Genomic DNA, 12,175 nt, shown 5'->3' with positions numbered 1-12,175 from the left:
CCCGGGCGCCCCGGCCGGTCGTGCCGTCCGTTCGCCCACGCCGTCGCCCCGGACCTTCGTATCGTGGCCGTAACCGGCACGAAGGGCGGCGGGATGGACGAGCAGGCACGGGAGCAGGCGCTGCTCACCGCCCTGACCACCGAGCATTTCGTGCTGCAGACCTCCCGCAGCGCCACGATCGCCGAGTCGGTCGGCCGGGCCACGGTGTTCCTGACCACGCTCTCCGCCGCGCTGATCGGGTTGGGTTTCGTCTCGACCAGCGGGCAGTTGCTCAAGCCGTACCTCGGCGCGGTGGTGCCGACCCTGGTGATCACCGGCCTGTTCACCTTCGGCCGGCTGGTGCAGACCATGGTGGAGAACGAGCTGGATCTCCAGCGCATCCAGCGCATCCGCGCCTACTACCACCGGCAGTTCGCCGGCGAGCGCGACTTCTTCGCCGACGCGGTCCTCGACGGGGACCTGCAGCGCGCCGGTTGGGCGGCGGTCGGCAACCGGCCGAGCCGCTGGCAGTTGCTGCTCACCACGGCGGCGATGGTCGGGGCGGTCAACGCGCTGCTGATCGGGCTGGCCGCCACCCTGCTGACCGGCCTGACGGGCGGCTCAGCCACGGTGGCCGTCGCGGTCGGGGTGGCGGTGGCGTTGGTGGCCTTCGGCGCGCAGGTCGCGTACATCCAGCGGGCCTCCATCTCGCTCGGCTGAGCGGTGGCGGCGACCGCGCGGGCGCGGGCGCCGCCGGCCGGTCAGAATTCGAAGAGCGCGCCGGTGCCGCGCCGCAGCGCGCAGCGGTCGTCGAAGGTCCGGGTGTACGACACCGGCAGGTCGTGCCAGAAGCCGACGGCGCGCACGGTGAGCGGGGCGTGTTCCAGCGTGCACGGGCCCGGCTCCACGTCCAGGGCGGCGAGGTCGCCGTCGACCCGCGCCACGAGCCGGCAGGCGGTCGTCGGGTCCGGGTGCAGGCCGTCGCGCGGGGCCCGTTTTCCTCGACCTTGTCCGAACGGCTGACAACCAAACCAGGGGCCCACCGTCAATGGCTTTCCACCTCGCCGGGCAGTTGGCCGAAAGGATGACAACCGAATCCCGTCGTTATTGCACAGCGTCATTCACGAAACCAGATCGTTGTCGATCGCTGACAACCGATCCCGCCGTTACCGGAACGATTCATAGCGCTCTGGAAATCCGGTTTACCTTCGGTGAGAAGGACGTATTCGTCGCCGCCGAGGGGGCCCGTCATGAGCGACATGTCCCACCCGCCATCGCTCTCCGCCGCCGGTGACGCGACCGTGGCCGACCCGGCCGTCGAGGTCAACTCGCCGGCCGATCCGCCGCCGTCGACCGACCGTCGGGAGATCGTCGGGCGCTCGCCGAATCAGCTCGCCTGGCTGCGGCTCAAGCGGGACCGGACGGCCCGCGCCAGCGCCCTGACCCTTGTCGTCGCGGCGGTCGTCGCGGTCTGCGCGCCGCTGCTCGGCTGGCTGACCGGAATTGATCCGACGGACAAGTTCGTCGATCGTCTCAACGATTTCGGAATGCCGATCGGCTATGCCGGAGGTATCGGCGCCGAGCACTGGCTCGGGCTCGAGCCGGGCAGTGGCCGGGACATCCTGCTCCAGTTGGTGTACGGGTTGCGGACGTCATTGTTCATCGCCTTCGCCTCGGCCCTGCTGGCCTCGCTCATCGGGGTGGCGGTGGGCGTGGTGGCCGGCTGGGCGCGGGGCTGGCTGGACAGCGCGGTGAACTGGGTGATCGACGTGACCCTGGCTTTCCCGTTCCTCATTTTCGCGCTCGCGGTCATCCCGATCCTCGAGGACCGCTTCTACACCGACCGGGAGGCCCCGCCGCCGGCCTTCCGGGTGGCGCTGATCATCGCCACCTTCGGGCTGTTCAGTTGGACGTACACCGCGCGGCTGGTGCGCGGTCAGGTGATATCCCTGCGCGAGCGGGAGTTCGTCGAGGCGGCCCGGGCGGCCGGCGCCGGCACGGGGCACATCCTGTTCCGGCAACTGCTGCCGAACATCTGGGCGCCCATCCTGGTCACGGTCTCGCTGAACGTGCCGCAGTTCATCGCGGTCGAGGCGGCCCTGGCCTTCGTCAACATCGGCGTCACGGAGCCCACCCCGGACCTCGGCCGGATGATCTACAGCAGCGTCGGCTACGTGGCGAGCGACCCCTGGTACACCCTGTTCCCCGGATTGACGATCTTCCTGCTGGTCCTGGCGTTCAACCTGTTCGGCGACGCGCTGCGGGACTCGCTGGATCCCCGGTCGACCCGGTAACCCCCGGCCATCAGGCACGTACGCCCGGCCGGCGGGGGCCGCCGGGCGGGAAGGGAGCACACCATGCGAGCGAAAACCCGGACCCTGACCTACGGGGTCCTCGCCGCGGCGCTCGTCGCCGCCGGCTGCAGCCCCACCACCGACTCCGGCGGTGGCGGGAACGACGACAAGGCGAAGACGCAGACCGGCTCGATCTCCTACGACGCCGCCGACAACCAGGGACCGGCCAAGGCGGTCGACGGGGCCGCCAAGGGCGGCACCCTGACCGTCATGCAGGTGTCCGACTTCGAGCACCTCGACCCGGCCCGCAACTACGTCAACGTCCAGCAGGTCACCGGCGGGCTGATCTACCGGTCGCTGAACGGCTACAAGGAGGACGGCACCGGCAAGCTGCTGCTCGTCGGCGACCTGGCCACCGACCCGGGCAAGGACGTGAACAAGGACTGCAAGGTCTGGGAGTTCACCCTGCGCGAGGGGGTGAAGTACGAGGACGGCTCGCCGGTGACCAGCAAGGACGTCGCGTACGGCATCGCCCGGTCGTTCTCGGCCAACCTCAACGAGGGGCCGCACTACATCCAGCAGTGGCTCTACCCGGGCGGGGCGTACAACGCGAAGTACCAGGGGCCGTACGACGGGGGCAGGCCCGCGCCGGAGGGCCTCGAGACGCCGGACGACCGGACCATCCGGTTCACCTTCCAGGAGCCGCACTGCGACATGCCGTACGCGGCGGCGCTGCCCACCAGCGCCCCGGTCCCGGCGGCCAAGGACACCCGGGCCAACTACGACCTGCGGCCCTTCTCGTCCGGCCCGTACCGGGTGAAGTCCTACCAGCGCGACGTGGCTCTGGAGCTGGAGCGCAACCCGAACTGGGACCCGAACACCGACCCGCTGCGCACCGCCTACCCGGACGCGATCAAGGTGACGTTCGGCCTGGAGCAGGCGCAGATCGCCGAGCGCCTCGTGGCCGACGCGCCGGCCGACCAGGCCTCGCTGAGCTGGACCGACGTGCCGCCGGCGGTGCTGCCCCGCACCACCTCCGGCACCGTCGCCGAGCGGGTGATCAAGGGTCCGACGCAGTACACCTGGGTGCTGGACATCAACACCCAGCGGGTCACCGACCTGAACGTCCGCAAGGCGCTGAACTACGCGGTGGACAAGGACGCCGCGCTCAAGGCGATCGGCGGGCAGGCCGCGGGCTCACCGGCCACCACGCTGATGTCGCCCACCACCGCCGGTTGGAAGAAGTACGACGTCTTCAACGCCCCGGTGACCGGTGACAAGCAGAAGGTGCAGGAGCTGCTCAGCGGGAAGGGCCCGAAGCTGGTGCTGGCCCACGCCAACACCGAACTGCGTACCCAGCAGGCCGAGGCGATCCGGAAGAACCTCACCGACATGGGCTTCACCATCGTCATGAAGCCCATCGAGCAGAGCAGCTACTACGACGAGATCGGCCGGAAGAACAACCCGTACGACCTCTACCTCAGCGGCTGGGGCTCGGACTGGCCGACCGGCTCGACGGTCATCCCGCCGCTCTACGACGGTCGGGAGATCGGGCCCGAGGGCAACAACAACCTCTCGTACCTCAACGAGCCCGGGGTGAACGGGGAGATCGACCGGGTCCGGAACCTGCCCGCGGCCGAGCAGGACGCGGCCTGGATGGCCCTGGACGAGAAGATCATGCGGGAGCACGCGCCGGTGGTGCCCTGCTACTACGACGCCACCTACGAGCTGCGCGGATCGAAGATCGGCAACGCCTTCCTCAGTGACGCCTTCGGCATCATCCAGCTCAACACCATCTACGTGAAGCAGTGACCGACGGTGGGGGCGGCGCGAATGCCGCCCCCACCCCGGGCCCCCGGGGAGGTGTTCGTGTTCCGATTCATCGTCCGGCGACTGCTCGTCGCGGTCGTCACCCTCGCCGTCATCAGCCTGGTCACCTTCGGGCTGTTCTTCGCGGTGCCCAGCAGCCCGGCCAAGGTGATGTGCGGCAAGAACTGCACCGCCGAGGACATCGCCCAGGTGGAGCAGCGCCTCGGCATCGACCGGCCGCTGCCCCGGCAGTACGTCGACTTCGTCCAGGGCATCGCCGTCGGCCGCACCTACGGCTCGGGGGACTTCCGGCAGGAGTGCCCGGCGCCCTGCCTGGGCTACTCGTTCCGCAACAACCAGCCGGTCACCGAGATCATCACCCAGCGCGCCCCGGTGACCTTCAGCATCGTCTTCGGCGGCGCGGTGATCTGGCTGCTGCTCGGCGTGTCGCTGGGCATGGTCTCGGCGTTGCGCCGGGGGACCGTCTTCGACCGGGCCGCGATCGGCGTCACGCTGGCCGGGGCGTCCATGCAGGTCTACTTCTTCGGCCTGATCCTGCTCTACCTGCTGGTCTACTCGACCGGGCTGCTGCCGTTCCCCAACTACACGCCGCTGACCGAGAACCCGGCCCGCTGGGCGGTCGGGCTGCTGCTGCCCTGGATGACCCTCGGGTTCCTCAACTCGGCGCTCTACGCCCGGCTGTCCCGCGCGCAGATGCTGGAGACCCTCTCCGAGGACTTCGTCCGCACCGCCCGGGCCAAGGGGCTGTCGGCGCGGCAGGTGCACACCCGGCACGCGCTGCGGGCCGCCATCACGCCGATCGTCACCATCGCCGGTCTGGACATCGGCACCAGCCTCGGCGGGACCTTCATCACCGAGACGATCTTCGGCCTGCAGGGGCTGGGCAAGGCCACCGTGGAGGCGGTGCAGTTCCTCAACCTGCCGGTGGTCATGGCTACCGTCCTGCTGGCGGCGGTCTTCATCGTGGTCGCCAACATCGTGGTCGACGTGCTCTACGCCGTCATCGACCCGCGGGTCCGGCTGAGCTGACGAGAGGAGCAGGTGATGACCGGAAGGGACGTACCCGCGCCCCGGCAGGGTGGGGATCCCTACCTGCGGGTCGACGACCTGCGGGTGTACTTCGACACCACCGACGGGGTGGTCCGCGCGGTGGACGGGGTCTCCTTCGCCGTCGACCGGGACCGCACGCTGGGCATCGTGGGGGAGTCCGGCTCGGGCAAGAGCGTGACCTCGCTGGCCGTGCTGGGCCTGCACGACGCGCGGCGGACCCGGATCTCCGGCGGAATCTCCGTGGGCGGCCGTCAGTTGGTCGGTCTGCCGGAGGAGGAGGTGCGGCGGCTGCGGGGCCGGGACATGGCGATGATCTTCCAGGATCCGTTGTCGGCGCTGCATCCGTACTACACGGTGGGTAAGCAGATCGCTGAGGCGTATCGGGTGCATCACCGGCGGGCGGGGAAGCGGGAGGCTCGGCAGCGGGCGGTGGACATGTTGGGTCGGGTGGGGATTCCGCAGCCGGCGCGGCGGTTCGATCAGTTTCCGCATGAGTTCTCGGGTGGGATGCGGCAGCGGGCGATGATCGCGATGGCTCTGGTCAACGATCCGGATCTGCTGATCGCCGACGAGCCGACCACCGCCCTGGACGTGACCGTGCAGGCGCAGATCCTGGACCTGCTGGCGGATCTGCAGGCGGAGTTCCACTCGGCGATCATCCTGATCACCCACGACCTGGGGGTGGTCAGTCAGGTGGCCGACGACGTGTTGGTGATGTACGGCGGCCGGGCGGTGGAGCACGGGAGCGTGGAGCAGGTGTTGCGGCGGCCGCAGCATCCGTACACATGGGGGTTGTTGTCGAGCGTGCCGTCGTTGCGCGGTGACGCGGACGCGGACCTGGTGCCGATCCCGGGTAACCCGCCGTCGTTGATCAATCTGCCGTCGGGGTGCGCGTTCCACCCGCGTTGCCGCTACGCCGGCCGCAACGGCAACCGCTCCTTCACCCAGGTGCCCGAGCTGAGGCAGGTGGTCGAGCGCGGTCACCTGGTGGCCTGCCACCTGCCGGAGGCCGAACGGCAACGCATCTACCGCGATGAGATCTCCCAGGTGGGGGTGGCCAGATGAGCACGGAGTCCGGCGCCGGCCGGGCCGGCGGCATCCCGGCCGGCCCGGTGCTCACCACCGCCGGCGACCGGCCGGCCCGGCCCGAGGCGGAGCCGCTGCTGCGCGTCCGCGGCCTGACGAAGCACTTCCCGGTCCGCGGCGCGTTCCGCAGCCGGGGCCTGGTGCGGGCCGTGGACGGCGTCGACCTCGACGTCCGGCCGGGGGAGACCCTGGGCCTGGTCGGGGAGTCGGGGTGTGGGAAGACGACGACGGGTCGGATGTTGGTGCGGCTGTTGGAGCCGACCGCGGGGTCGATCGAGTTCGCGGGGCGGGACATCACCCATGCGCGGCGGGGTGAGCTGCGGCCGTTGCGGCAGGACCTGCAGATCATCTTCCAGGACCCGTACGCGTCGTTGAATCCGCGACACACCGTCGGCCGGATCGTGGCGATGCCGCTGCAGGTCAACGGCATCAACCCGCCCGGCGGGATCAGGAAGCGGGTCCAGGAACTCCTGGAGCTGGTCGGGTTGAACCCGGAGCACTACAACCGGTACCCGCACGAGTTCTCCGGCGGGCAGCGCCAGCGCATCGGCATCGCCCGCGCCCTGGCCCTGCGGCCGAAGCTGATCGTCGCCGACGAGCCGGTCTCGGCCCTGGACGTGTCGATCCAGGCGCAGGTGATCAACCTGCTGCGCGACCTGCAACGCGACCTGGACCTGGCGTTCGTGTTCATCGCCCACGACCTGGCCGTGGTCCGGCACTTCTGCCACCGCGTCGCGGTCATGTACCTGGGCAAGATCGTCGAGATCGGTGACCGCGACGACATCTACCAACGCCCCCAGCACCCCTACACCCGGGCGCTGCTGTCGGCGATCCCCGACGTGACCACCCTTGGCCCCGCCGGGCGGATCCGGTTGACCGGGGATGTGCCCACCCCACTCAACCCCCCTTCGGGCTGCCGGTTCCGCACCCGCTGCTGGAAGGCCCAGGACCGCTGCGCCATCGAGGAACCCGCCCTGGTCAGCCGCGACGGCGGCCGGCAACTCACCGCCTGCCACTACCCGGAGCAGGGCCCGGTCGCCGCCGCCCCCGATGTCGCGGAGACGCTGGGGTGACCCGGCGTCGACCCACCGGGGACGGGCCTGCTGGCCCATCGCGGCCAGCCCGGGGGCGACCACGGCCGGGACTCCGGCGAGCAGGCGACGGCCGGCGGTGACCCGGCGCGGGCGAGGTCAGGGGCGACGGGCCGCCCAGGCGGTCCGGCTGCCCCGGACCGTCAGGTCGCGGCGGCGCAGGAGGCTGTCGGGGTTGTCCTCCGCCAGGAGACGGTCGAGGGTGCCGAGGTCGTCGCTGGCCAGCCGGCCGTCGACGGCCGAGCGGATGCGGCGCAGGTAGGCGTGCGCGTAGCGCCCGGTGCTCGGCGGCGCCGGGGTCGCCTCGACGGTGAAGCTGCGCTGCGCGGCGATCTCGAAACCGGCCCCCGCCAGGTGCGGCCGCCAGTTCGGGTGCGCGTTCCAGCCCGCCTGCGCCAGGGCCTCGTGGCAGCGTGACTCCAGGCCGGGCCGGCCCAGCCCGACGTCGTCGGGCAGGAAGCGGGGCAGGGCGTCCATCTCGACGACCACCAGCAGGCCACCGGGGTTCAGTGCGGCGTGGACGTCGCGGAGCACCCGGTCCGGGTCGGCGACCTCGTGCAGCGACGAGGCCGCCCAGACGACGTCCGCCGCGCCGACCTCGGGCCAGGCGACGTCCAGGTCGGCCCGCACCACGCGCAGCCGGTCGCCCAGCCGCTGCTCGGTCGCCGCCGCGCGGAGGCGGTCGAGCATCACTGCCGACCTGTCGATCGCGACCACCGCGGCGGAGCCGAACCGGCGCGCCAGCGCCTGGCTGCCGGTGCCGGTGCCCGCACCCACGTCGACGACCGTGCGCGGCGCGTCCGGGGCGTGCCGCCCGACCCACGCGGTCACCTCGTCCAGGTACGGGCCGAGCACCTCCGCGTCCAGGTCCAGCAGGTCCGCCAGCCCTGCCTCGTCGTGGTGTGCCGGCCCGGCGTGGCGATGGTGGGGAGAGTGGTGTGCCATGCCCGCAACGCTAACCGCCCTGTGCGCATACGGCATACACTCTTGCGTATGACGCAAGAAGTCGTCCTGGACGCCGTGATCCGCCAGCGCATCCGCGGCCTTCGACTGGCCCGCGGCTGGTCGTTGGACGCCCTCGCCGCCCGCTGCCACCTCAGCCCCTCCACCCTGAGCCGCCTCGAGACCGGGCACCGCAGGATCGCCCTCGACCAGCTGGTCCCCATCGCCCGGGCGCTCGGCACCACGCTCGATCAGCTCGTCGAGGCCGTCGACGACGAGGACGTGGTGATCCGACCGCAGCCGACTCACACCCGTGGGCTGACGACCTGGCTGCTGTCCCGCGAACGCGCTCTCCACGGCGTGACCGTGGCGAAGATGCGGATCACGCCCGAGCGGCCGACCGGCGCGGAGCACCTGGGAGTGCACCCCGGCCGCGAGTGGTTCACCGTCCTGTCCGGCACCGCCCGACTGCAGTTGGGTGAGCGGACCATCCTGATCCGGGCGGGCGACGCCGCCGAGTTCTCGACCATGGTCCCGCACGCCATCGGTGCCCATGACGGCCCCGTGGAGATCCTCACCATCTTCGACCACGACGGGGAGCGGGCCCACCTGCACGCCCCCGACGACGCCCCGCAGCGGTGATGTCGGCCGCGGGTGGAGGCGCCGGCCCCCGTCGCGGCAACCTCAGACCGACCGCCAGTCGTCAGACGGCAGGGCGGCGGCCTGCGGACCCATCAGCAGCATCCCCCCGTCCACCACCCACGACGCCCCCGTCACGTACGCGGCGGCGGGCGAGGCGAGGAACGCCACCACCGCGGCGATCTCCCGCGCGTCCCCCGGCCGCCCGACCGGCACCCCCGGGCGCTCCTGCGTGAACGGGTCGACGTCCTCCTGCCCGGTCATCGGGGTGGCGATCTCCCCGGGGGCGACCGCGTTGACGGTGATCCCGTCCGCCGCCAGCTCCTGGGCCATCACCCGGGTGAGCAGCCCCAGCCCACCCTTCGCCGCGCAGTACGCCGACGAGCCGACCCGGGGCGCGTGCTCGTGCACGCTGGTGATGTTGACGATCCGGCCGCCCCTGCCGGCCGCCCGCATCCGGCGGGCGGCCCGCTGCGAGCAGAGGAACGGCCCGTCCAGGTCGATGCTGAGCACCTCCCGCCACTGCGCCCACGCCACGTCGACGAAGGGCGTGGCCATCCCGGTGCCGGCGTTGTTGACCAGCACGCCGATCCCGCCGAGCCGGTCGGCCAGCTCGTCCACCACGGCGGTGGCGTCGGGCAGCCGGGTCAGGTCCAGCTCGGCGACCTCGCAGCGCCGGCCGGTCCCGCGTAGCTCGGCGGCGGTACGCTCGGCGCCCGCCGGGTCGCCGTACCAGGTGATGCCGATGTCGAAGCCGGCCGCGGCGAGCGCCACCGCGCTGGCCTTGCCGATCCCGGAGTCCGCGCCGGTGACGACCGCGGTCCTCGGGTAGTCCTCGCAACGCTGGGGCATGCTGGCCGCACTACCCGGACCGGACGAGCTCAACCAGGTCGGGTGTAACCGCTCCGGGCCGGGGTAGCCGGGGCGGCATGGAGCTGGTCGAGGAGTCGCCGTACCGGTTCCGGATCGACCGGCACGATCCGATGCGGGTTCCAGGCGTGGTCTTCGCCTCCCGCTCGCTGTTGCCGGACGCCGGGGCCGACAAGTCGCTGGACCAGGTGGCGAACGTGGCCACCCTGCCCGGCATCGTCGGCGCCTCGTACGCCATGCCGGACGTGCACTGGGGTTACGGCTTCCCGATCGGCGGGGTCGCGGCCACCGACATCGAGGACGGCGGGGTGGTCTCGCCCGGCGGGGTCGGCTTCGACATCTCCTGCGGGGTGCGGCTGCTCACCGCCCAGCTGGACCGCGCCGCGCTGCGGCCCCGGCTGGACGCGGTGATGGACGGCCTCGGCGCGGCGACCCCGCGCGGCATGGGCAAGGGCGCGGTGTGGCACCTGACCGACCGCGCCGAACTCGACGCGGTGCTGCGCGGCGGCTCCCGGTACGCCGTCGAGCGGGGGTACGGCGTCCAACGGGACCTGGACCGGTGCGAGGACTACGGCGCGGTCGACGACGCGAACCCGGCACAGGTGAGCGAACGGGCGGTGGAGCGCGGCGCGCGCCAGGTCGGCAGCCTCGGCTCCGGCAACCACTTCCTTGAGGTGCAGGTCGTCGAGGAGGTCTACGACGAGGCGGTGGCCAGCGCGTTCGGGCTGCGGGCCGGCCAGGTCTGCGTGATGATCCACTGTGGGTCGCGCGGGCTGGGCCACCAGATCTGCACCGACTACGTCCACGAGATGGAGAAGGCGATGCGCGGGTACGGCATCCACGTGCCCGACCGGCAGCTCGCCTGCGCCCCCGTCTCGTCCCACGAGGGGCGGGCCTACCTGGGCGCGATGGCCGCCGCGGCCAACTACGCCCGGGCCAACCGGCAGCTGCTCCACCACGCGGCCCGACAGGTCTTCCAACGGGTCACCGGCAGTGACCTGGACCTGGTGTACGACATCTCGCACAACCTCGCCAAGATCGAGACGCACCAGGTGGACGGCGCGGCGCGCCGGCTCTGCGTGCACCGCAAGGGCGCCACCCGGGCGCTGCCGCCCGGCCACGCCGACCTGCCGGACGACCTGCGCGGGGTCGGCCAGCCGGTCCTCATCCCCGGCTCGATGGGGACCGGCTCGTACGTGCTCACCGGCGTCCCCGGCGCTCCGGCGTGGGCCTCCACCTGCCACGGCGCGGGCCGCGTGCAGAGCCGCAAGCAGGCCACCAAGGCGGAACGCGGGCACGACCCGCGGCGCGAGCTGGAGGCGCAGGACATCGCGGTGCGCGGGGCGTCCCGGCGCGGGCTGGCCGAGGAGATGCCGGCCGCCTACAAGGACATCACCGCCGTGGTGGCGGCGGCCGAGGGCGCCGGGCTGTGCCGGCGGGTGGCACGGCTCGTCCCCATCGGCGTCGTGAAGGGCTGAGGCGGCCTCACACGTCCAGGGTCACCGCGCCGGACCAGCCTTCCTGGTCACGGCCGAAGCGCAGCTCGTGCAGCGACACCGCCTTGGGCACCGCGCCGACCAGCTCCACCGTGTCGGTGCCGGTGGTGTGCCACCGCACCAGCAGGCCGCCGTCGTCGGCCGCCCGCACCTCGGTCGCGAGCGGCACGTCACCCTCCGTCTCCAGCCGGAAGATCACTTCATCGAGGACGCCCACCAGCAGGTCCGGGTCGTCGCCCGGCGGGACCTGGAACTCCACCGTGGCCTCGGGGGTCGCGCCGGTGGCATCGACGAAGGTGTCGACCAGCGCGGTGACCGCCTCCGCCACGCACCCCTCCCGGTCCGGCGCCCACGCCTCGATCCGGACGTCGGCGGTGTGCGGCACCATGCGGTGCCCCCGCGGCGGTCGTCGGTCCATCCCCCGATCATGCCGGCCCGCCACGGCAGGTCACGGTGAATTGTCGGAGCCGGCGACTAGGTTGCGGGCATGATCGCAGACGACGCCGACGCCGTGACCGTCATCTTCCGCAGCATGATGCGGGCCGTCCTGCGCAGCGAGAAGGTCGGTGAGGACACCCTCGGCCGCACCGTCGAGCTGGCCCGGCGGTGGGTCACCGGCGACGCCGCCGACGCCCAGCTGGCGGTGGCCCTGCGGGAGCTGCACGGCGAGCCGGTCGACATCGCCGACCCGCGTCAGGTCGCCGACGAGGGGACGGCGATCCTCGCGGACGAGGGCCTCCTTCCCGAGCCGGACGCGCGGGGCGCGGCGATGGCCCGGTTCGCCGCGAACGCGCGCCGGCTGCGGGCCGGGGAGCTCAGCCCGGCCGAGTTCGAGGAGCTCACCGGCGGCGATGCTGGCCCGAGCCGCCAGGATCCGCAGCGGCGCCCCGGCGACTGA

General features: G+C 72.1%; 13 protein-coding genes. 9 read left to right on the top strand and 4 right to left on the bottom strand.

Annotated elements, in window-relative coordinates; translation table 11 throughout:
* Positions 1 to 63 precede the first annotated feature (63 nt).
* A complete protein-coding gene (locus tag ACTWO6_RS17935) occupies positions 64 to 699 on the top strand; it encodes a hypothetical protein (RefSeq protein ID WP_446214977.1) in 636 nt (211 codons plus the stop codon).
* A gap of 41 nt (positions 700 to 740) precedes the next feature.
* Here ACTWO6_RS17935 and ACTWO6_RS17930 read toward each other — a convergent pair whose 3' ends face one another.
* Positions 741 to 923, bottom strand: a complete 183-nt coding sequence (locus ACTWO6_RS17930; RefSeq protein ID WP_446214976.1) for an SSI family serine proteinase inhibitor — start codon at positions 921 to 923, stop codon at positions 741 to 743.
* 306 nt (positions 924 to 1,229) lie between these two features.
* Between ACTWO6_RS17930 and ACTWO6_RS17925 the strand changes: the two genes are divergently transcribed.
* The 5 genes from ACTWO6_RS17925 to ACTWO6_RS17905 all read left to right on the top strand — a co-directional run bounded on the left by ACTWO6_RS17925 (position 1,230) and on the right by ACTWO6_RS17905 (position 7,312).
* Positions 1,230 to 2,273, top strand: a complete 1,044-nt coding sequence (locus ACTWO6_RS17925; protein WP_446214975.1) for an ABC transporter permease — start codon at positions 1,230 to 1,232, stop codon at positions 2,271 to 2,273.
* A 63-nt stretch (positions 2,274 to 2,336) separates the two neighbouring features.
* Positions 2,337 to 4,085 (top strand): ABC transporter substrate-binding protein, encoded by a 1,749-nt coding sequence (locus tag ACTWO6_RS17920; RefSeq protein WP_446214974.1) that lies wholly within the window; start codon positions 2,337 to 2,339, stop codon positions 4,083 to 4,085.
* 57 nt (positions 4,086 to 4,142) lie between these two features.
* Entirely contained in the window at positions 4,143 to 5,132 is a 990-nt protein-coding gene (locus tag ACTWO6_RS17915; protein ID WP_446214973.1) for an ABC transporter permease, read from the top strand.
* A gap of 15 nt (positions 5,133 to 5,147) precedes the next feature.
* Entirely contained in the window at positions 5,148 to 6,218 is a 1,071-nt protein-coding gene (locus ACTWO6_RS17910; RefSeq protein ID WP_446214972.1) for an ABC transporter ATP-binding protein, read from the top strand.
* Positions 6,215 to 7,312, top strand: a complete 1,098-nt coding sequence (locus ACTWO6_RS17905) for an ABC transporter ATP-binding protein (RefSeq protein WP_446214971.1) — start codon at positions 6,215 to 6,217, stop codon at positions 7,310 to 7,312. The genes ACTWO6_RS17910 and ACTWO6_RS17905 overlap by 4 nt, the downstream gene beginning before the upstream one ends.
* 117 nt (positions 7,313 to 7,429) lie before the next feature.
* On the opposite strand, the gene ACTWO6_RS17900 is transcribed toward ACTWO6_RS17905, so the two are convergent.
* Entirely contained in the window at positions 7,430 to 8,275 is an 846-nt protein-coding gene (locus tag ACTWO6_RS17900; protein ID WP_446214970.1) for a class I SAM-dependent methyltransferase, read from the bottom strand.
* Positions 8,276 to 8,323: 48 nt separating this feature from the next.
* On the opposite strand from ACTWO6_RS17900, the gene ACTWO6_RS17895 reads away from it, so the two are divergent.
* Positions 8,324 to 8,914, top strand: coding sequence for a helix-turn-helix domain-containing protein (locus tag ACTWO6_RS17895; protein WP_446214969.1), 591 nt, complete (start codon positions 8,324 to 8,326; stop codon positions 8,912 to 8,914).
* A gap of 42 nt (positions 8,915 to 8,956) precedes the next feature.
* Here the strand turns inward: ACTWO6_RS17895 and ACTWO6_RS17890 are convergent, their stop codons facing one another.
* Positions 8,957 to 9,763, bottom strand: coding sequence for an SDR family oxidoreductase (locus ACTWO6_RS17890; protein WP_446214968.1), 807 nt, complete (start codon positions 9,761 to 9,763; stop codon positions 8,957 to 8,959).
* Positions 9,764 to 9,840: 77 nt separating this feature from the next.
* Here ACTWO6_RS17890 and ACTWO6_RS17885 point away from each other — a divergent pair, with 77 nt between their 5' ends.
* Positions 9,841 to 11,259, top strand: a complete 1,419-nt coding sequence (locus tag ACTWO6_RS17885) for an RtcB family protein (RefSeq protein WP_446214967.1) — start codon at positions 9,841 to 9,843, stop codon at positions 11,257 to 11,259.
* Positions 11,260 to 11,266: 7 nt separating this feature from the next.
* Here the strand turns inward: ACTWO6_RS17885 and ACTWO6_RS17880 are convergent, their stop codons facing one another.
* Positions 11,267 to 11,695 (bottom strand): archease, encoded by a 429-nt coding sequence (locus ACTWO6_RS17880; RefSeq protein WP_446214966.1) that lies wholly within the window; start codon positions 11,693 to 11,695, stop codon positions 11,267 to 11,269.
* Between the two features lie 69 nt (positions 11,696 to 11,764).
* Here ACTWO6_RS17880 and ACTWO6_RS17875 point away from each other — a divergent pair, with 69 nt between their 5' ends.
* Positions 11,765 to 12,175: a hypothetical protein gene (locus ACTWO6_RS17875; RefSeq protein ID WP_446214965.1), complete on the top strand. Its 411-nt coding sequence runs from the start codon at positions 11,765 to 11,767 to the stop codon at positions 12,173 to 12,175.

The organism is Micromonospora sp. IBHARD004 (assembly GCF_052814115.1).
This window is presented reverse-complemented; position numbering and strand designations above follow the sequence as displayed.